General features: G+C 60.6%; 17 protein-coding genes. 11 read left to right on the forward strand and 6 right to left on the reverse strand.

What is annotated here, in order from left to right; translation table 11 throughout:
• The first annotated feature begins 13 nt into the window (after positions 1-13).
• From arcA to ATI14_RS00330, 11 genes are all read left to right on the forward strand, one after another.
• On the forward strand, positions 14-1270 hold the full coding sequence (gene arcA / locus ATI14_RS00280; protein WP_016973241.1) for an arginine deiminase: 1257 nt from the start codon (positions 14-16) through the stop codon (positions 1268-1270).
• A gap of 12 nt (positions 1271-1282) precedes the next feature.
• Positions 1283-2293 (forward strand): ornithine carbamoyltransferase, encoded by a 1011-nt coding sequence (locus tag ATI14_RS00285; RefSeq protein ID WP_016973242.1) that lies wholly within the window; start codon positions 1283-1285, stop codon positions 2291-2293.
• A 137-nt stretch (positions 2294-2430) separates the two neighbouring features.
• Positions 2431-3360, forward strand: coding sequence for a carbamate kinase (arcC, locus tag ATI14_RS00290; protein ID WP_016973243.1), 930 nt, complete (start codon positions 2431-2433; stop codon positions 3358-3360).
• Between the two features lie 18 nt (positions 3361-3378).
• Positions 3379-3741 (forward strand): DUF5064 family protein, encoded by a 363-nt coding sequence (locus ATI14_RS00295; protein WP_016973244.1) that lies wholly within the window; start codon positions 3379-3381, stop codon positions 3739-3741.
• A 187-nt stretch (positions 3742-3928) separates the two neighbouring features.
• Positions 3929-5437 (forward strand): sigma-54-dependent transcriptional regulator, encoded by a 1509-nt coding sequence (locus ATI14_RS00300; RefSeq protein ID WP_016973245.1) that lies wholly within the window; start codon positions 3929-3931, stop codon positions 5435-5437.
• Positions 5438-5821: 384 nt separating this feature from the next.
• Positions 5822-6205: a glycine cleavage system protein GcvH gene (gene gcvH / locus ATI14_RS00305; RefSeq protein ID WP_016973246.1), complete on the forward strand. Its 384-nt coding sequence runs from the start codon at positions 5822-5824 to the stop codon at positions 6203-6205.
• Between the two features lie 10 nt (positions 6206-6215).
• Entirely contained in the window at positions 6216-9065 is a 2850-nt protein-coding gene (gene gcvP / locus ATI14_RS00310; RefSeq protein ID WP_080520184.1) for an aminomethyl-transferring glycine dehydrogenase, read from the forward strand.
• Between the two features lie 175 nt (positions 9066-9240).
• A complete protein-coding gene (locus ATI14_RS00315) occupies positions 9241-10617 on the forward strand; it encodes an L-serine ammonia-lyase (RefSeq protein ID WP_016973248.1) in 1377 nt (458 codons plus the stop codon).
• Positions 10618-10655: 38 nt separating this feature from the next.
• Entirely contained in the window at positions 10656-11780 is a 1125-nt protein-coding gene (gcvT, locus tag ATI14_RS00320; RefSeq protein ID WP_031320218.1) for a glycine cleavage system aminomethyltransferase GcvT, read from the forward strand.
• Positions 11781-12173: 393 nt separating this feature from the next.
• Positions 12174-12386, forward strand: coding sequence for a cold-shock protein (locus tag ATI14_RS00325; RefSeq protein ID WP_003365337.1), 213 nt, complete (start codon positions 12174-12176; stop codon positions 12384-12386).
• Between the two features lie 95 nt (positions 12387-12481).
• Positions 12482-12970 (forward strand): RDD family protein, encoded by a 489-nt coding sequence (locus tag ATI14_RS00330; RefSeq protein WP_016973250.1) that lies wholly within the window; start codon positions 12482-12484, stop codon positions 12968-12970.
• Positions 12971-13083: 113 nt separating this feature from the next.
• On the opposite strand, the gene nadA is transcribed toward ATI14_RS00330, so the two are convergent.
• The 6 genes from nadA to ATI14_RS00360 form a co-directional block, all read right to left on the reverse strand.
• Positions 13084-14142 (reverse strand): quinolinate synthase NadA, encoded by a 1059-nt coding sequence (gene nadA, locus ATI14_RS00335; RefSeq protein ID WP_016973251.1) that lies wholly within the window; start codon positions 14140-14142, stop codon positions 13084-13086.
• A gap of 235 nt (positions 14143-14377) precedes the next feature.
• Positions 14378-15817, reverse strand: a complete 1440-nt coding sequence (locus ATI14_RS00340) for a hypothetical protein (protein ID WP_016973252.1) — start codon at positions 15815-15817, stop codon at positions 14378-14380.
• Positions 15818-16084: 267 nt separating this feature from the next.
• Positions 16085-17371: an OmpP1/FadL family transporter gene (locus ATI14_RS00345; RefSeq protein WP_016973253.1), complete on the reverse strand. Its 1287-nt coding sequence runs from the start codon at positions 17369-17371 to the stop codon at positions 16085-16087.
• Between the two features lie 138 nt (positions 17372-17509).
• Complete coding sequence (locus ATI14_RS00350; protein ID WP_016973254.1) at positions 17510-17992, reverse strand: RidA family protein; 483 nt, start codon at positions 17990-17992, stop codon at positions 17510-17512.
• Between the two features lie 249 nt (positions 17993-18241).
• Positions 18242-18472 carry a hexameric tyrosine-coordinated heme protein gene (locus ATI14_RS00355; protein ID WP_016973255.1) on the reverse strand — a complete coding sequence of 77 codons (231 nt, stop codon included), beginning with the start codon at positions 18470-18472 and terminating at the stop codon, positions 18242-18244.
• Positions 18473-18507: 35 nt separating this feature from the next.
• Positions 18508-19497: a catalase family peroxidase gene (locus ATI14_RS00360; protein ID WP_016973256.1), complete on the reverse strand. Its 990-nt coding sequence runs from the start codon at positions 19495-19497 to the stop codon at positions 18508-18510.
• Between the last annotated feature and the right edge of the window lie 44 nt (positions 19498-19541).

Here is a 19541-nt window from a genome sequence, read left to right on the forward strand (position 1 = left end):
TGGAGGATCTGTAATGACCACGGAAAAAGTGAAGTACGGCGTACATTCCGAAGCCGGCAAACTGCGTAAAGTCATGGTGTGCTCCCCAGGCTTGGCCCACCAGCGGCTGACCCCCAACAACTGCGATGAACTGCTGTTCGATGACGTGCTGTGGGTGGCCCAGGCCAAGCGCGACCACTTCGACTTCGTGACCAAGATGCGCGAGCGGGATATTGATGTGCTGGAAATGCACAACCTGCTCACTGACATCGTCGCCCTCCCCGAAGCGCTGGACTGGATTCTGGAGCGCAAGATCACCGCCAACACGGTCGGCCTGGGGCTGGTCGGTGAAGTCGGCTCGTGGCTGCGCAGCCTGGAGCCGCGCAAGGTCGCCGAATACCTGATCGGCGGCGTCTCGGCCGATGACCTTCCGAGCAGTTTCGGCGGCAAGGCCATCGAGATGTTCCGCGACTTCCTCGGCCATTCAAGCTTCATCCTGCCGCCGCTGCCCAACACCCAGTTCACCCGCGACACCACCTGCTGGATCTACGGCGGCGTGACGCTCAACCCCATGTACTGGCCGGCGCGACGCCAGGAAACCCTGCTCGCCAGCGCCATCTACAAATTCCACCCCGAGTTCACCAACGCGGACTTCCAGATCTGGTACGGCGACCCCGACCAGGAACACGGCGCTTCCACATTGGAAGGCGGTGACGTGATGCCCATCGGCAACGGCGTGGTGTTGATCGGCATGGGCGAGCGCTCGTCCCATCAGGCCATCGGCCAACTGGCGCGTAACCTGTTCAAGAACAAGGCGGTGGAACGCGTGATCGTCGCCGGCCTGCCGAAATCCCGCGCGGCGATGCACCTGGACACCGTGTTCAGCTTCTGCGACCGCGACCTGGTGACCATCTTCCCCGAAGTGGTCAACCAGATCGTGCCGTTCACCCTGCGCCCGGACGAAAGCAAGCCCCACGGCATCGACATCCAGCGCGAAAAAACCAACTTCCTCGAAACCGTCGCCGCCGCCCTCAACCTCAAGGCCCTGCGCGTGGTGGAAACCGGCGGCAACAGCTTCGCCGCCGAACGCGAGCAGTGGGACGACGGCAACAACGTAGTGGCCGTGGAGCCGGGCGTGGTGATCGGCTACGACCGCAACACCTACACCAACACCCTGCTGCGCAAGGCCGGGGTGGAAGTCATCACCATCAGTGCCGGTGAACTGGGCCGTGGCCGTGGCGGCGGCCACTGCATGACCTGCCCGATCATCCGCGACCCTATCGACTATTAAGGAGATTCCATCATGGCGTTCAATATGCGCAACCGCAGCCTGCTGTCGCTGATGCACCACACGACTCGCGAGCTCCATTACCTGCTGGACCTGTCCCGCGACCTCAAACGCGCCAAATACACCGGCACCGAGCGTCCGCACCTCAAGGGCAAAAACATCGCGCTGATCTTCGAAAAAACCTCGACCCGCACCCGCTGCGCCTTCGAAGTGGCGGCCCATGACCAGGGCGCTCACGTCACCTATATCGACCCGGTGTCGTCGCAGATCGGCCACAAGGAAAGCATGAAAGACACTGCCCGCGTGCTCGGCCGCATGTTCGACGCCATTGAGTACCGAGGCTTCGAACAGGAAATCGTCGAGGAGCTGGCCAAGTTCGCCGGTGTGCCGGTGTTCAACGGCCTGACCGCCGAATTCCACCCCACGCAAATGATCGCCGACACCCTGACCATGCGCGAACACAGCGACAAGCCGCTGCATGACATCAGCTACGCCTACCTGGGCGACGCGCGCTACAACATGGGCAACTCGCTGCTGATGATCGGCGCCAAGCTGGGCATGGACGTGCGCATCGGCGCGCCGAAAGCCCTGTGGCCCCACGAAGATTTCATCAAGCAGTGCCAGGCCTTTGCCGAGGAAAGCGGCGCGCGCATCACCATCACTGAAGACCCGAAAGAAGCGGTCAAAGGCGTGGATTTCATCCACACCGATATCTGGGTGTCCATGGGTGAGCCGGTGGAAGCGTGGGACGAGCGTATCGAGCAACTGCTGCCGTACCAGGTCAACGCCAAGATGATGAAAGCCTCGGGCAACCCGCGCGTGAAATTCATGCACTGCCTGCCGGCGTTTCATAACAGCGAAACCAAAGTGGGCAAGGACATTGCGGCGCGCTATCCGAACCTGGCCAATGGCGTGGAGGTAACGGAGGACGTGTTTGAGTCGCCGGCCAACATCGCGTTCGAGCAGGCGGAAAACCGCATGCATACCATCAAGGCGATTCTGGTGTCGGCGTTGGCGGATATCTAGACCCACACACTGATCGTCCCCACGCTCTGCGTGGGAATGCAGCCAGTGACGCTCCGCGTCACAAGAGCGGACGCAGAGCGTCCAGTAAGGCATTCCCACGCAGAGCGTGGGAACGATCCTTCTAGAAGGAATGCATTATGCGTATCGTCGTAGCCCTGGGCGGTAACGCCCTGCTCCGCCGGGGTGAACCCATGACCGCGGACAACCAGCGCGCCAATATCCGCATCGCCACCGAACAGATCGCCAAGATCCACTCCGGCAACGAGTTGGTGATCGCCCACGGCAATGGCCCGCAGGTCGGCCTGCTGTCGTTGCAGGCGGCGGCCTACACCCAGGTTTCGCCTTACCCGCTGGATGTGTTGGGCGCGGAAACCGAAGGCATGATCGGCTACATCATCGAACAGGAACTGGGCAATCTGCTGGACTTTGAGGTGCCGTTCGCCACCTTGCTCACCCAGGTGGAAGTGGACGCCAAAGACCCGGCCTTCAAGAATCCGACCAAGCCTATCGGCCCGGTCTACTCCAAGGCTGAAGCAGAAAAACTCGCCGCTGAAAAAGGCTGGGCGATTGCGCCCGATGGCGACAAATACCGCCGCGTGGTCGCCAGCCCGCGCCCCAAACGCATCTTTGAGATCCGCCCGATCAAGTGGCTGCTGGAAAAAAGCGCCATCGTGATTTGCGCCGGCGGTGGCGGCATTCCGACGATGTATGGCGAAGACGGCAAGCTGCGCGGCATCGAAGCGGTGATCGACAAAGACCTGTGTTCCTCGCTGCTGGCCTCGCAGCTGGACGCCGATTTGCTGGTGATCGCCACCGACGTCAACGCGGCCTTCATTGACTACGGCAAGCCCGGCCAAAAGGCCATTGGCCAGGCTCACCCTGACGAAATCGAAAAGCTCGGCTTCGCCGCCGGTTCCATGGGGCCCAAGGTACAAGCCGCCTGCGAGTTCGCCCGCCAGACTGGAAAAACCGCGGTCATCGGTTCACTCTCGGACATCGAAGCGATTGTCCAGGGCAACGCCGGCACCCGTATCAGCACGGCAAAACCTGGCATCACCTACCTGTGAAGTAGAGGAGAAACGCCTATGGCCACCTTTGAACCGGGTCACCTGCACGTCGAACGCCACGCACTCAACAAGGATGACTACAGCTACAACCTGTGCATCGACTATGAAGTCAGCCAGGACCCCAAGGAAGGCAAGGGGATGCTGTTCAAGCTCCATGGCTCGGTACAGGGCAAGGACCTCAAGGAAGAGTTTTTCCTACCGAAGGACCAGGCGTTCGACTTTGCCCGGCATGCGATGAACATCGCGCAGAAATACGGCATGCCGAAGATCGCCGTGCTCAATGGTGCGATGCACAAGCAGTACGACCTGATGTTCGAGGATGTGCGGCATCAACTGGATGTGAAGTCGGGCGACCCGATCAAGCCCGAGCACCTGGAGTAGTAACACCGCAAATCCCCTGTGGGAGCTGGCTTGCCTGCGATAGCGGTGTATCAGTGACAGAAATGTTGCCTGACCCACTGCTATCGCAGCGATGCGGCGACCCGACAAGCCAGCTCCCACATTTTGATCTCCATCGTCTGCAAGGCATACTGGCGACCCTCCGCATCCCAGAACCAAACGCCACCCCATGCGTATCCACGTCAGCTTCATCGACCGCGTCGGCATCACCCAGGAAGTCCTGGCCCTGCTCGGTGGGCGCAATCTCAACCTGGATGCGGTGGAGATGGTGCCGCCCAACGTCTACATCGACGCGCCGACCCTGAGCGCCAAGGTGCTTGAAGAGCTGCGCGACGCCCTGTTCAGCGTGCAAGGCGTGCAGGCAGTCACCGTGGTCGACATCCTCCCCGGCCAGCGCCGCCACCTGCAACTCGACGCCTTGCTGGCCGCCATGACCGACCCGGTGCTGGCACTGGACAGCGCGGGCAAGATTCTGTTGGCCAACCCGGCGCTGATCGCCCTTTACGGGCGTGAGCCGGCCGGGGAAAGCATCAGCGAGTTATTCAACGACCCGGCATTGCTCGACACCCTGCTGGAACACGGCTTTCGCCTGGCCTTGCGCGAGATCAGCGTCAACGGCCAGACCTTGCTGCTCGACGCCACGCCCATTACCGACGCCGGCGCCCTGCTCACTCTCTACCAACCCAACCGCATCGGCGAACAGTTGTCGGCGCTGCACCACGACCATGCCGAAGGGTTTGATGCGCTGCTGGGCGAGTCACCGGTGATCCGTACCCTCAAGGCACGCGCTCAACGGGTGGCCGCGCTGGATGCGCCGTTGCTGATCCAGGGCGAAACCGGCACCGGCAAGGAGCTGGTGGCTCGCGCTTGCCATGCGATCAGTGCGCGGCACAGTGCGCCGTTTCTGGCACTCAATTGTGCGGCGCTGCCGGAGAACCTCGCCGAGAGCGAGCTGTTCGGTTATGCCCCCGGCGCCTTCACCGGCGCGCAACGTGGCGGCAAACCGGGGTTGATGGAGCTGGCCAACCAGGGCACGGTATTTCTGGATGAGATCGGCGAGATGTCGCCTTACTTGCAGGCCAAGCTGCTGCGTTTTTTGAATGACGGCAGCTTTCGCCGGGTGGGCGGCGACCGCGAGGTGAAGGTCAATGTGCGCATCCTCAGCGCCACTCACCGCAATCTGGAAAAAATGGTCAGCGAAGGTACCTTCCGCGAGGACCTGTTCTACCGCCTCAACGTGCTCAACGTCGAAGTACCGCCGTTGCGCCAGCGCGGCCAGGACATTCTGCTGCTTGCGCGCTACTTCATGCAGCAAGCGTGTGCCCAGATCCAGCGCCCGGTATGCCGCCTGGCGCCCGGCACGTACCCGGCCCTGCTGGGCAACTCATGGCCGGGCAATGTGCGCCAGTTGCAGAACGTGATCTTCCGCGCGGCAGCCATCTGTGAAAGCAGTCTGGTGGACATCGGCGATCTGGACATCGCCGGCACCTCGGTGGCGCGCCAAAGCGACGGCGAAATCGACAGCCTGGAACATGCGGTGGAAGACTTCGAGCGCAACCTGCTGGAAAAGCTGTACGCCAGCTACCCCTCGACCCGCCAATTGGCCAGCCGTTTGCAAACCTCCCACACCGCCATTGCCCATCGCTTGCGCAAATACGGCATCCCCAACAAGCCCTGACTGTACACCGACCCATGTGGGAGCTGGCTTGCCTGCGATAGCGGTTTACCTGACCCACCGCTGTCGCAGGCAAGCCAGCTCCCACAGGGATCGCATTGCAAATATTAGTCTGAGAACGACATCCAGTGTACTGAAAGCGCTACAGCGTAACGATATCGCTACAACCCTGCTTTTTGCGTGCCATGCAAGGCTTTGATCCACATAGGCTTTTTTTGACAGGTCCAGCCGTAGCGAAATCGTTACAGCCTGATTTCGTATACTTACAGGAATAATCGCTAACCTGTTGATTAAAAAGGATTAATTTATATTGGCCGCAATTTTGCTTTGTAACTCCCCATTATTCCCATCCCGTCCACCAGACGAATCTGGCCCCGAGGAGTTTCCATGAGCGAGTTGCGTTTTACTGAAGACCACGAATGGCTGCGCGCCGAAGCTGACGGCAGCGTCACTGTGGGTATCACCGCTTTCGCGCAGAACGCGCTGGGTGATGTGGTTTTCGTGCAACTGCCGGAGTTGCAGGCCTACGAGAAAGGCGCCGAAGCTTCCACCGTGGAATCGGTCAAGGCCGCGAGCGGCGTGTACATGCCCCTGACCGGTGAAGTGCTTGAGGTGAACGACGCCCTCAGCGACAGCCCGGAACTGGTCAACGAAGACCCGATGGGCGAAGGCTGGTTCTTCCGCTTTAAACCGGCCGATGCCGGCGCAGTGGCTAAGCTGTTGGATCAGGATGCGTACGACCGCCTGATCAAAGCCAACGCTGAAGCCTGAGGAGCGCGCCATGACCGTTCAACTGACCACCGCCAATGAATTCATCGCTCGCCACATCGGCCCGCGCGCGGAAGACGAGCAGCAAATGCTTGCCAGCCTGGGCTTTGATTCCCTCGAAGCCCTGAGCGCCAGCGTGATCCCGGAAAGCATCAAGGGCACCAGCGTACTCGGCCTGGAAGATGGCCTGAGCGAAGCCCAGGCCCTGGCCAAGATCAAGGCCATTGCCGGCAAGAACCAACTGTTCAAGACTTACATCGGCCAGGGCTACTACAGCTGCCACACGCCGTCGCCGATCCTGCGCAACCTGCTGGAAAACCCGGCCTGGTACACCGCCTACACCCCGTACCAGCCCGAGATTTCCCAGGGCCGCCTGGAAGCGCTGCTGAACTTCCAGACCCTGATCAGCGACCTCACCGGCCTGCCGATAGCCAACGCCTCCCTGCTCGACGAAGCCACCGCCGCCGCCGAAGCCATGACCTTCTGCAAGCGCCTGAGCAAGAACAAGGGCAGCAATGCCTTCTTCGCCTCGATCCACAGCCACCCGCAAACCCTCGATGTGCTGCGCACCCGTGCCGAGCCGCTGGGTATCGACGTGGTGGTGGGCGATGAGCGCGAACTGACCGACGTCAGCCCGTTTTTCGGCGCCCTGCTGCAATACCCGGCGAGCAACGGTGACGTGTTTGACTACCGCGAACTGACCGAGCGTTTCCACGCCGCCAACGCCTTGGTGGCGGTGGCCGCCGACCTGCTGGCCCTGACGCTGCTGACCCCGCCGGGTGAGTTCGGCGCCGACGTGGCCATCGGCAGCGCACAACGCTTCGGCGTGCCGCTGGGCTTTGGTGGCCCGCACGCGGCGTATTTCTCCACCAGGGATGCGTTCAAGCGCGACATGCCGGGCCGTCTGGTCGGCGTGTCCGTGGACCGTTTCGGCAAGCCGGCCCTGCGCCTGGCCATGCAAACCCGCGAGCAACATATTCGCCGCGAGAAAGCCACGTCGAACATCTGCACCGCCCAAGTGCTGCTGGCCAACATCGCCAGCATGTACGCCGTGTACCACGGCCCCAAAGGCCTGACCCAGATTGCTCAGCGTGTGCACCAGCTGACCGCGATCCTGGCCAAGGGCTTGACTGCGCTGGGCCAGAAAGTCGAACAAGCCAACTTCTTCGACACCATCACCCTCAACACCGGCGCCAATACCGCCGCCCTGCACGACAAGGCCCGCGCCCAGCGCATCAACCTGCGTGTTGTGGATAGTGAGCGTCTTGGTGTGTCGGTGGACGAAACCACCACCCAGGCCGACATTGAAACCCTGTGGTCGATCTTTGCCGATGGCAAGGCCCTGCCCGCTTTCGCCGCTCTTGCCAAAAGCGTCGAAAGCACCCTGCCAGCCGGCCTGCTGCGCCAGTCGCCCGTGCTCAGCCACCCGGTGTTCAACCGTTATCACTCCGAAACCGAGCTGATGCGCTACCTGCGCAAGCTGGCCGACAAGGACCTGGCGCTGGACCGCACCATGATCCCGCTGGGCTCGTGCACCATGAAGCTCAACGCCGCCAGCGAAATGATCCCGGTGACCTGGGCCGAGTTCGGCGCCCTGCACCCGTTCGCCCCGGCCGAGCAAAGCGCCGGCTACCTGGAGCTGACCTCCGACCTGGAAGCCATGCTCTGCGCGGCCACCGGTTACGACGCGATCTCCCTGCAACCGAACGCCGGTTCCCAGGGTGAATACGCAGGCTTTTTGGCCATCCGTGCCTACCATCAGAGCCGTGGCGATGAGCGCCGCGACATCTGCCTGATCCCGTCGTCCGCCCACGGCACCAACCCGGCCACCGCCAACATGGCCGGCATGCGCGTGGTGGTCACCGCCTGCGACGCCCGTGGCAACGTCGACATCGAAGACCTGCGCGCCAAGGCCATCGAGCACCGCGATCATCTGGCGGCGCTGATGATCACCTACCCGTCCACCCACGGCGTGTTCGAGGAAGGCATCCGCGAAATCTGCGGCATCATTCACGACAACGGCGGCCAGGTGTACATCGACGGCGCCAACATGAATGCCATGGTCGGCCTGTGCGCACCGGGCAAGTTCGGCGGCGACGTGTCCCACCTGAACCTGCACAAGACCTTCTGCATTCCTCACGGTGGCGGTGGCCCGGGCGTTGGCCCGATTGGCGTCAAGTCGCATCTCACGCCGTTCCTGCCAGGCCACGCGGCCATGGAACGCAAGGAAGGCGCGGTGTGCGCAGCGCCATTCGGCAGCGCGAGCATTCTGCCGATCACCTGGATGTACATCAGCATGATGGGCGGCGCGGGCCTCAAGCGCGCTTCGCAGTTGGCGATTTTGAATGCCAACTACATTTCCCGTCGCCTCGAAGAGCACTACCCGGTGCTCTACACCGGCAGCAACGGCCTGGTCGCGCATGAATGCATCCTGGACCTGCGCCCGTTGAAAGACAGCAGCGGCATCAGCGTGGACGACGTGGCCAAGCGCCTGATCGACTTCGGCTTCCATGCGCCGACCATGTCGTTCCCGGTGGCCGGCACCTTGATGATCGAGCCGACCGAAAGTGAATCCAGGGAAGAGCTGGACCGCTTCTGCAACGCCATGATCGCCATCCGCGAAGAAATCCGCGCGGTGGAAAACGGCACCCTGGACAAGGACGACAACCCGCTGAAAAACGCGCCGCACACCGCCGCGGAGCTGGTGGGCGAGTGGAGCCATCCGTACAGCCGTGAACAAGCGGTGTACCCAGTGGCCTCGTTGATCGAAGCCAAGTACTGGCCGCCGGTTGGGCGTGTGGACAACGTGTTTGGTGATCGCAACCTGGTGTGCGCTTGCCCGTCGATCGAGAGCTACGCGTAACACGGCCAATGTGGGAGCTGGCTTTTGTGGGAGCTGGCTTGCCTGCGATGCAGGCACCTCGGTCTATCAGGTAGACCAAGGTGATGCTATCGCAGGCAAGCCAGCTCCCACATGGACCGCCTCCACAGTTGGACCGATTACCTTCAAAAAATAATAAGAAACCGGAGAACAACTCATGTCTTTAAGCGTGTTCGACCTGTTCAAGATTGGCATCGGCCCCTCCAGCTCACACACCGTCGGCCCGATGCGTGCCGCAGCCCGGTTTGTCGAAGGCCTCAAGCGCGACAACCTGCTGAGCGCCACCACCGGCATCAAGGTGGAACTCTACGGCTCGCTGGGCGCCACCGGCAAAGGCCACGGCAGCGACAAGGCGGTGTTGCTGGGCCTGGAAGGCGAACACCCGGACACCGTGAACACTGAAACCGTGGCCACTCGCCTGACGCAGATGCGTCAAGACGGCCGCTTGAACCTGCTCGGCGAACACAGCATTACGTTCAACGAGAAAGAACACCTGGCGATGATTCGCAAACCCCTCGCCTACCACCCCAACGGCATGATTTTTCGCGCCTTCGACGCCGCCAATATCCAGATCCGCAGCCGCGAGTATTACTCGGTGGGCGGCGGGTTTGTGGTGGATGAAGACGCTGCCGGCGCTGACCGAATCGTTGAAGACGCCACACCGCTGACCTTTCCGTTCAAGCACGGCAAGGATTTGCTGAACCACTGCACCACCTACGGGCTGTCCATCAGCCAGGTCATGCTGACCAACGAAAGTGCGTGGCGCCCCGAAGCGGAAACCCGTGCCGGGTTGCTGAAGATCTGGCAGGTGATGCAAGACTGCGTAGACGCGGGCTGTCGCAACGAAGGGATCCTGCCGGGCGGCTTGAAGGTCAAGCGTCGTGCAGCGGCGTTGCATCGCCAGCTGTGCAAGAACCCGGAATCGTCACTGCGCGATCCGTTGTCGGTACTCGACTGGGTCAACCTCTACGCGCTGGCGGTCAACGAAGAAAACGCCAACGGCGGGCGCGTGGTCACGGCGCCCACCAACGGCGCGGCCGGGATTGTGCCGGCGGTGCTGCATTACTACATGCGCTTCATTCCTGGCGCGAACGAAGACGGCGTGGTGCGCTTTCTGCTCACCGCTGCCGCCATCGGCATTTTGTACAAGGAAAACGCGTCGATCTCCGGGGCCGAAGTCGGCTGCCAGGGCGAAGTCGGCGTGGCCTGCTCGATGGCGGCCGGCGCGCTGTGTGAAGTGTTGGGCGGCACGGTTTCCCAGGTGGAAAACGCCGCCGAGATCGGCATGGAACACAACCTCGGCCTGACCTGCGACCCGATTGGCGGGCTGGTGCAGGTGCCCTGCATCGAGCGCAATGCCATGGGCTCAGTCAAAGCAATCAACGCGGTGCGCATGGCGTTGCGCGGGGATGGGCAGCATTTTGTGTCCCTCGACAAAGTCATCCGCACCATGCGCCAGACCGGCGCCGACATGAAAAGCAAATACAAGGAAACCGCCCGTGGCGGTTTGGCGGTCAACATTATCGAGTGCTGATGCCCAAGGCGCGCCAGCACGTTTTTCAGGAGCTGAATATGTCCACCGAAACCCTGTTGAAAACCCCATTGCACGCGCTGCACATTGAGCTGGGCGCCCGCATGGTGCCCTTCGCCGGCTACGACATGCCGGTGCAATACCCGCTGGGCGTGATGAAAGAACACTTGCATACCCGCGATCAGGCCGGGCTGTTTGATGTGTCGCACATGGGCCAGATTCGCCTGACCGGCGCCAATGCCGCCAAGGCTCTGGAGACTCTGGTGCCCGTCGACATTATCGACCTGCCCGTGGGCATGCAGCGATACGCCATGTTCACAGACGAACAGGGCGGCATTCTCGACGACCTGATGGTGGCCAACCTGGGCAACGACGAGTTGTTCCTGGTGGTCAACGCCGCCTGCAAAGACCAGGATCTGGCCCACCTGCGCAAGCACATCGGTGACCAGTGCACCATTGAGCCGCTGTTTGAAGAACGCGCCCTGCTCGCCCTGCAAGGCCCGGCAGCCGTGAAAGTGCTGGCGCGCCTGGCGCCGGAAGTCACCAAAATGACGTTTATGCAATTTGCCACCCTGCGCCTGCTGGGCGTGGACTGCTACGTCAGCCGCTCGGGCTACACCGGTGAAGACGGTTTCGAAATTTCCGTACCCGCTGCCAACGCCGAGAGCCTGGCGCGCAGCCTGCTGGCCGAGACCGAAGTGCAGGCCATCGGCCTGGGGGCCCGTGACTCGCTGCGCCTGGAGGCCGGCCTGTGCCTGTACGGCCACGACATGAACACCGACACCACGCCGATTGAAGCCAGCCTGCTGTGGGCGATCTCCAAGGCTCGTCGTGCCGAGGGCGTGCGTGCCGGCGGTTTCCCGGGCGCCGACCGCATCTTCACTCAGCAGCAAGCCGGCGTGAGCCGCAAGCGCGTAGGCCTGCTGCCACAAGAGCGCACACCGGTGCGCGAAGGCGCAGAAATCGTCGACGAGAAGGGCACGGTGATCGGCCGCGTGTGCAGCGGCGGCTTTGGCCCCACGTTGGGCGGCCCGCTGGCCATGGGTTATCTGGACAGCGCTTTCATCGCTCTGGATACCGAAGTGTCTGCATTGGTACGTGGGAAAAAGGTGCCTCTGCGTGTAAGTAAAATGCCATTTGTACCGCAACGTTACTATCGCGGCTGATGGACTGTTCCTATAAGTAACGCTGTTGCGTCGGCGTGCACTAAACTGTCACGCAACCGCCATAAAACAGTGCATTGACGATAGTCAATACAATAGGAACTAACCTATAACAAGTGACCAACTCTATCGAATAAAAGGGATCCACATTGTGGATAAAAGTATCATCAAGCCAAGCAAAACCAAGGCTTTTGCCAGGGCTTGTTTTTTCTCTATTAGTTGGCGTAGAGTTTGGTCACTGTGTTTGCATGGGTCGCTTGGAACCTGGACCTGGGCAGTAGCTTAAGAAGTTTGCTACAACCCGTTCGATGTCTCTTACTTTCCTGCAACTCAGCCCAGTACTCTTTCATGTGAAAGGGGCTGTCATTAATTTTTAGCGTCAAAGGAAAGAAGAAAATGGCTGAACGTCAGAGCGGTACCGTCAAGTGGTTTAACGACGAGAAAGGGTTTGGTTTTATCACTCCAGAAAGCGGTCCGGATCTGTTCGTCCATTTCCGCGCTATCCAGGGCAACGGCTTCAAGAGCCTGAAAGAAGGCCAGAAAGTGACCTTCGTTGCTGTGCAAGGCCAGAAAGGCATGCAGGCTGACGAAGTACAAGCAGAAGGCTGATCCTTCCTGCTACAAAAAGCCCCTGATGGTGACATCAGGGGCTTTTTTATGCGCGTTTGTTCGTAGAATGGCTGTTTTATTCCGAGAGCCCTGCCATGTCCAAACCCTTGCTGAACCCTCAGGGCGAGTTTCCCCCCGTCGGCCTTGGACGGCGCCTGGCAGCGATGTTCTATGACTTCCTGCTGTGCACCGCCCTGTTGATCGTCACCGCATTCCTCTACAAGCTGGTGTGGATCGCATTTGTGGGCGAAGCCAAAATGCGCACGCTGACCGAGTCCGGCGCGCTGGACGGTGACCCCTTGCTGTCGACGATTTTGTTGTTTGTGCTGTTCGGCTTCTTTGCCAAATTCTGGACCCATTCCGGGCAGACGCTGGGCATGCAGGTGTGGGGCGTACGCGTGCAAAACGCCGACGGCTCGCGCATCAGCCTGTGGCAGGCGCTGCTGCGGTTTGTGGTGTCGATTGCGTCGTGGTTGTGTGTGGGGCTGGGGTTTGTCTGGTCGCTGTTTGATAAGCGCAAACGCAGCTGGCATGACATCTACTCGGACACGCAGTTGGTGCGGATTCCGAAGCAGAAGAAGTAGCCCAAGAACACCGTAGAACAACTGTGGGAGCTGGCTTGCCTGCGAGAGCGTCAGTGCAGTCACTGCAATATTGACTGATAGACCGCTATCGCAGGCAAGCCAGCTCCCACATTTCAGGCGTTACCGGCAAGTTTGAGGCGTGCAGCCTGGGTGAAATCCAGCATGCGCTTGAGCGGGCGCACGGCGTGGGGGATGACCGACGGCTCGACGAAAATCTCGTTGCTGCCCTCGCGCAGGCACTGCAGCGTACGCTCCAGCGTGTTCATCGCCATCCACGGGCAATGTGCGCAACTGCGGCACGCAGCGCCGTTGCCGGCGGTGGGCGCTTCGACGAAGACCTTGTCCGGGCACAGCTGCTGCATCTTGTAGAAGATGCCGCGGTCGGTGGCCACGATGAAGGTTTTGTTCGGCAAGCGCTGTGCTGCGGCGATCAACTGGCTGGTGGACCCCACCGCATCGGCCAGCTCGATCACCGACGTCGGCGACTCCGGGTGCACCAGGATCGCGGCGTCCGGGTACAGCGCCTTCATGTCTTCAAGCTGCTTGGACTTGAATTCCTCATGGACGATGCACGCGCCGTCCCACAGCAGCATGTCGGCACCGGTCTGGCGCTGAATGTAGGTGCCCAGGTGCTTGTCCGGGCCCCAGATGATCGTCTCGCCGTTATCCATCAGGCTTTCGACGATTTCCAGCGCGCAACTGGAGGTCACCACCCAATCGGCACGGGCTTTGACCGCCGCCGAGGTGTTGGCGTAGACCACCACCGTGCGCTCGGGATGCTGGTCGCAGAATGCCGAAAACTCATCCACCGGGCAGCCCAGGTCCAGCGAGCACGTGGCTTCCAGGGTCGGCATGAGGATGCGTTTTTCGGGGGTAAGAATTTTGGCGGTCTCGCCCATGAAACGCACACCGGCCACCAGTACGGTCTTGGCCGGGTGAGCCGCGCCGAAGCGGGCCATTTCCAGGGAGTCGGACACGCAACCGCCGGTTTCTTCGGCCAGGGCCTGAATCACCGGGTCACAATAGAAGTGGGCAACCAGCACCGCGTCTTGAGCTTTCAGCTCGGCGGCGATGGCGGCGCGCAGGCTCGCCTCTTCATCGGCGCTCAAGGCCTTGGGCTGCTTGGCGTCGAGGTGGGCTTGAACCAGAAGGCGTTCGGAAATTTGCGTCATGTTCGCAAGACCTGCAGGCGCAGTTGCGCGAAAGTCGAGTGTACCACCGGCTCTGGAGCCCTTCGGGCGCCGCCGGACGAAGTGATTGTGTTCATCAAGCACGGGTGAAGCTGCGCAAGGCTACAGAATATCGAATCGATTCAAAAGCCTAATCTGGCATCCAGGCGCACGCCTGTCGGGCAAAAAAAACGGGAAGGCCCAGTGATGAGCCTTCCCGCTTTCGTGGCGCGCAACCTCAGTACATCAGTACAGCGGGATAGTCATGTAGCAGCACCGAATCCTGCATGGCCGCCAGGGCGTCTTTCAAGGTTGATTGCTCCCGCGCGTCCTTGGACTTTTCAACTGCCTGGGCTGCGTGCTCCAGCAACGCCAGGTAGTCGCGTTTGGATGAGCCATCTTTGGGCACCACCGTGTCTGACACCAACTGGGCCATCTCGTACTTCTGGGTCCGGGTGTTCTGCACCGCCGACTGCGACACAGAAGCACTCGCCAGTTGGCCATCCTTATAGGAGAAGCTCGCGGTGCTGCTGGCCTTGTCCTGCACGTGCACATACAGGTAGTTCTGCGATTCGCGGGTGCCATCCAACACCGGTGGCTCGCCACCGCTGAGGCTTTTGTGGAAGTTTGCCGACAGCACCGACTGCTGGTTCTGGGTCACGCTGCGGTCCGCGCTGCTGCGGCCATTGACCTGGGTGTTCTGCGACACGGTGTAGGAGAAGCTGTCGACTTCCTTAGGACGCATTGCGTTGGACGCACCGACGGCCTGCTTGATCGAAGCCTTGAAGTCCGCCAGCCCTGTCAGCAAACCTTTGTCGTTCGGGTTGTTGCTCAATGCATTCGTTGCGCCAGGGCGTTGGGGATAGTTGCTGTTCATGGCGCTGAACGCATCCTTGAACATCGCCATCAAATCAGCATTGGCGCTACCGCGCTCTTGCACCCGGTCGAACTGGGCGAGGTAGGTTTTCAGCGCGTTGGCTTGCTGTTTGGCGTCACCCTGTATTGCGGTGTTTTTCAGGTCTACGGCCAGGTCGATGTCACCAGCCGGGCCACTCATACGTGTGGTGCGGGTTTGGCTGTCGGCGTGGAACGCCAGGCTCAGGTCCTCGTCCGCCTGGTTTTTGAGCTTGGCGGCGAGGTCCACCGACTTCAGCACGTGGGTGTCGAACTGAGTCAGTTTGCTCAGGTCGAGTTTCGGCGGTACGGCGGTCAACCCATCGACCGACGCCTGGAACGCCGCCCCCAATTGGCCGACGGCCTTGAGTTCATCCGCGGTCAAATCGCCGCCGTCGACGGTGGCCTGCACGCCCAAGCCGTGTTTCTGACTGAACAGGCTGAACGTCACCGTCTTGCCGCTGGCGGTCTTGATGCTGAGGCTGATTTGGTTGTCGGCCTTGCTGTGCAACACCGCATGGTCGGCCTTGATCCCGCCCGTATCAACGGCACGCTCTGCCGTGGTGTTGAGCACCGATTGTGAAATCCCCGCCCCGCCGCCCCCGGTGAACTGATCCACCAACGCAGCACCGAGGCCGCTGTAACGGCTGGCCGTGGAGATTGAACCGAAGCGTTGGCTGATCACCTGGGTGACTGCGTCCTGAATATCGTTTTCCCAGGCCCACACGGTTTCGCGGCCGGGGAGCTGCCCGTTTTTGGAATAGAGATCGATAACGTCGGCCACGGGATTTCCAAGGCTGACCACGGAAGACGGCCGGGCCGGTGAGACGTCGAGGGTGTTCGCAAGCGCTGCCGGCGGTGAGGTCGTGGCGGCGCGAAGAATGAGGGGATTGGTCGCGATGATCGGCGTTAGCGTAGTCATGACAGTCCGTGTCCTAAAAGCTGATTAGTCTTCAATCTAACCAAGACATGCCGCGATTGACAGCATTGAGGTCAAAACTTACGACAAAGGACCCCGCCAAAAAACTGGCCCTTTGCCGTTATCCACAGATCAGAAGCGGTAAGTCACCGAACCACCAAAACCATTGGCACTGTTTTCATACTTGGCGTCGTAGGTCAGCGCCAACTGAGGATTGTTGTCGTGCACCTTGATTGGCTCTTCCTTCAGGTAGGAATAGGCCACGTCAAAGGTCAGGTTATCCACAGGCGTCCACCCGGCACCGAGGCTGAATACGGTGCGATCGCCCGTAGGAATACGTACGGATCGATCAGTGTTGTTGGTCGGTGTCTGGTCAACGGAGAAGCCCGTGCGCAGAACCAGTTGCTTGTTGAGCTGATACGACAGGCCGATAGCGTGGGACCACGTGTCGTGCCAGTGCTGCTCTTCGGTAATCGAATCCAGGCCTGCCAACTCAGCGGTAATGTCGGACACGCCGGAGTTGTTGACCGTGATCTTTTTCAACTGACTCCAGCGGGTGTAAGTGCTGCCCACATAGAGGGTCAGGGCATCGCTCAACTGATGCGTCACCGAGAAGTCCACGGAAGATGGCGTGGTGACGTTGAGCTTGGCGTCGTACTTCTGCGGCCCGCCGTCGAGGAGGTCGGTCAGCACGCCAGAGGCATTGGTGTGACCGGTCAGGTGATAGACCACTTGCGAATGGTAGGTGACGCCGATGCGCGTCGTGTCCAGGGCCTGCACCAGGATACCGGCGTTGAAACCCGTGGCGGTGTCGTCGCCCTTGATCTTGGCGGTTTCAGTGCCGAGGCCGAAGGCCGGCACTTTGGAATCCAGCTCGCCGCTGATCTTGTTGAACGTCGGGCCGAAACCTACCGAAACCTTGTCGTTGAAGGCATAGCTGACCGTTGGCTGCACGGTGATGACCTGAACCTTGCTCTTGTTGCCAAAGCCGTTGCCCTGGAAGCTGTGCTCATAGTCCGTGATCAAGCCAAACGGCGCGTAGACCCCAAGGCCAAACGCCCAGTGTTCGTCGATTGGCGTGACCAGATAGCCCATCGGCACGGCAATGCCGGGGACCATGTCACCCTTGTTGGTGCCAGGGTTATCCTGGCCGCCTTGTGAGGAACTGGCGTCTTTGATGTGCGAAGAGGCATCAAGGTAGGTCGCCCCGATGCTCACTTCATTCTGTTTAATGCGGGACATGCCCGCCGGGTTGCCGAACACCGTGCTGGCGTCATCGGCGGAAGAAGAACGACCGGCGTAGCCAGTACCCATTGAACTGACGCTTTGTTCATTGAGTGAAAAACCACCGGCAAACAGTTGTGTGGAGGCGAGCGAAATGGAGAGCGCCAAGGCGCCTTTTAGAGTTTTTTTATTCATTATTAGGACTCGAATTATTGGGCAGCGATGCGAAAACTACCAACGTTCGAGCGGGCCGATTATGAAGAGTTTTTCATGCGCAGGATTGTCCGACAATCCCATGTATTTCAACGACTTTGGCGGTTATCCCGTTACTCGTTATGACTTTTTAACCGGTTTGTGACTGACTGGTTTTATCTCAAAGATACTGTCAATTTCAACGGGAATACCCATCGGTAAAGAGTAAACGCCCAAGGCACTTCGAGCAGGCAGTTGGTCGGCACCAAACACGTCCAGCAGCAGGTCGCTGGCGCCGTTGGCAATGCTCGGGTGCTGGGTGAAGGATTGGGTGGCGCGCACATAAACCGTCAGACGCACGCAGCGCTGGATGTTGTCCAGGCCGAAGGTCTGTTCGATACACGCCAGAATCATCAGCAGGGTCAGGCGCGCGGCATGCTGGCCCTGTTCAATCGACAGGTTGTCGCCGACGATGCCGGTCAGTGGCTTGCCGTTTTCAAACGGCCCGAGGCCGGATACGTGCAATTGGTTACCCGTCAGACTGAGCGTTTTGTAGGAGCCCAACGGGTTGATTGGCTCTGGCAAAACGATGCCCAGTTGCTGCAAACGCTGGATCACGCTCATCGGAATATCCCCTGCTGAAAATGAAGTGGTGACCAATCTCCCATAGAGTCACCCCCCTTGCACGCAACATATTTTTCAACCTGCAGGGAATAAAACCGCGTCTGGACAACCACTCTGGGGGTGGCTAAACCCGTCAGTTAAAAAGCCTGAAGGCATCGCATCCCTGTGGCGAGGGAGCTTGCTCCCTCGCCACAAGTATTTTGCCAACCCTTAATTGATCGGCGTCCAGCGGTGGCTGCCTTTTTTGCGTTACGGGTTCCAGTACTTGTTGGCCGCCGCAATGGTTGCAAACTCGGTCGCAACCACCTGGCCGATGCTGATCAGCATCGCCGCATCATTGGCATACACATCGCGCAGCCGACCGCGCACCGCTTCGTCGGGCTGCGTGGCCTTGATCACCAGCCGCGCCATTTTGATCGCCAGTTCGCGCCCCTCTTCCGGGGTGGCGGTGATCAGTGAATTGTTCGGTATCAGACTCATCAGGGTTTCCTCGTTCTTATAGGCAGGACGAAGGCTTATTGCCGACGGCCGAATGAAACAGGATAGGCGGCGGAACGCGCGTTGATCATCGGATCTTGCGGCTCGATGCCGGCCGGTACGTTATTGGGCAGGAACATCAGGCTTTTTTGCGCGGCGACGTTGTCGGCCACGGCACGGGTGATTTCCAGGGTGCCCAGCTCTACCACCGGGCGGCTGGCCGGCCAGGCGATCGACGGGTCGTCAAGCTTGTCACCCGGCGCGGCTTCCTGGACCACCAGTTTGAAGCGCACGGGACCTTTGCCGACGCGCTGCTGGATCTCGGCGCTGAGGTAATCCGGTTTGGCCTTGACGGTTTGCGCCTCGGTCAGGAAGTGGCTGCCACTGACCGGCAGGAATTGGTAACGGCCAAAGGTGACGTTGCCTGCCGCGTTGGTGAACTTGAAGGTGTTCACGCCGTAGTACGGCAGCGTGGCGAAGCTCTGCGGCGCAGGCTTGGGCGCGGTGAGGAAGGCCTTGGCCACCGGGTGGGTACCGAGGTAGGCGTCCAGCGGCGTGGGTTTGGCCACGTCCGGGCCGCTGGTGCCGAGGGCGATCAGCAGGTCACGGAAGTCATCGGCCGTCGGCGACGGGAAGCCATTGAACGAGTGAGCGACGATATCGGTGCTGCCGCCGTCCGGCAGGGCGAAGCGCACCGCCAGACCGCGCGGGCTGGCCAGGCCGTGGTTGTCCGGAATGTCCGGAATCCCGGCAAAGTTGGAAAAACGCACGGTGACCGGCACTGACGTGGCCTGCAAATGGGCGGCCTTGCTGATGGACGCCGCAGACGGGCTCGGAGTGAAACGCCCTTCCAGCACGATGCCTTTGGCGTGCACCGCCCGAGCGCCGGCGTGCTGGCCGAACACGCCGTTGAGCGCATCCACCAACTGAGTTGGAGTGGATTGCTGCGGCGCGTCTTGCGCCATCGCGCTGCCGAACAAGGTAAAGGCGAATGGAAGTGCAATCAGTAAACGCTGGGCTTTTTTCATGGTTATGTCCTGCGGGTGGGTGATTTCGGCGAATTCTAATCACC

This window comes from Pseudomonas tolaasii NCPPB 2192 (genome assembly GCF_002813445.1).
GTDB classification, from domain to species: domain Bacteria; phylum Pseudomonadota; class Gammaproteobacteria; order Pseudomonadales; family Pseudomonadaceae; genus Aquipseudomonas; species Aquipseudomonas tolaasii.

Bases quoted from the DNA above. Each gene is read 5' to 3' on its own strand.
- ATI14_RS00330 (WP_016973250.1), top strand. From the start codon at position 12,482: ATGTCCAAACCCTTGCTGAACCCTCAGGGCGAGTTTCCCCCCGTCGGC.
- ATI14_RS00345 (WP_016973253.1), bottom strand. From the start codon at position 17,371: ATGAATAAAAAAACTCTAAAAGGCGCCTTGGCGCTCTCCATTTCGCTC.
- ATI14_RS00350 (WP_016973254.1), bottom strand. From the start codon at position 17,992: ATGAGCGTGATCCAGCGTTTGCAGCAACTGGGCATCGTTTTGCCAGAG.
- arcC (WP_016973243.1), top strand. From the start codon at position 2,431: ATGCGTATCGTCGTAGCCCTGGGCGGTAACGCCCTGCTCCGCCGGGGT.
- ATI14_RS00295 (WP_016973244.1), top strand. From the start codon at position 3,379: ATGGCCACCTTTGAACCGGGTCACCTGCACGTCGAACGCCACGCACTC.
- gcvP (WP_080520184.1), top strand. From the start codon at position 6,216: ATGACCGTTCAACTGACCACCGCCAATGAATTCATCGCTCGCCACATC.
- gcvH (WP_016973246.1), top strand. From the start codon at position 5,822: ATGAGCGAGTTGCGTTTTACTGAAGACCACGAATGGCTGCGCGCCGAA.
- arcA (WP_016973241.1), top strand. From the start codon at position 14: ATGACCACGGAAAAAGTGAAGTACGGCGTACATTCCGAAGCCGGCAAA.
- ATI14_RS00315 (WP_016973248.1), top strand. From the start codon at position 9,241: ATGTCTTTAAGCGTGTTCGACCTGTTCAAGATTGGCATCGGCCCCTCC.
- nadA (WP_016973251.1), bottom strand. From the start codon at position 14,142: ATGACGCAAATTTCCGAACGCCTTCTGGTTCAAGCCCACCTCGACGCC.
- gcvT (WP_031320218.1), top strand. From the start codon at position 10,656: ATGTCCACCGAAACCCTGTTGAAAACCCCATTGCACGCGCTGCACATT.
- ATI14_RS00300 (WP_016973245.1), top strand. From the start codon at position 3,929: ATGCGTATCCACGTCAGCTTCATCGACCGCGTCGGCATCACCCAGGAA.
- ATI14_RS00360 (WP_016973256.1), bottom strand. From the start codon at position 19,497: ATGAAAAAAGCCCAGCGTTTACTGATTGCACTTCCATTCGCCTTTACC.
- ATI14_RS00285 (WP_016973242.1), top strand. From the start codon at position 1,283: ATGGCGTTCAATATGCGCAACCGCAGCCTGCTGTCGCTGATGCACCAC.
- ATI14_RS00325 (WP_003365337.1), top strand. From the start codon at position 12,174: ATGGCTGAACGTCAGAGCGGTACCGTCAAGTGGTTTAACGACGAGAAA.
- ATI14_RS00355 (WP_016973255.1), bottom strand. From the start codon at position 18,472: ATGAGTCTGATACCGAACAATTCACTGATCACCGCCACCCCGGAAGAG.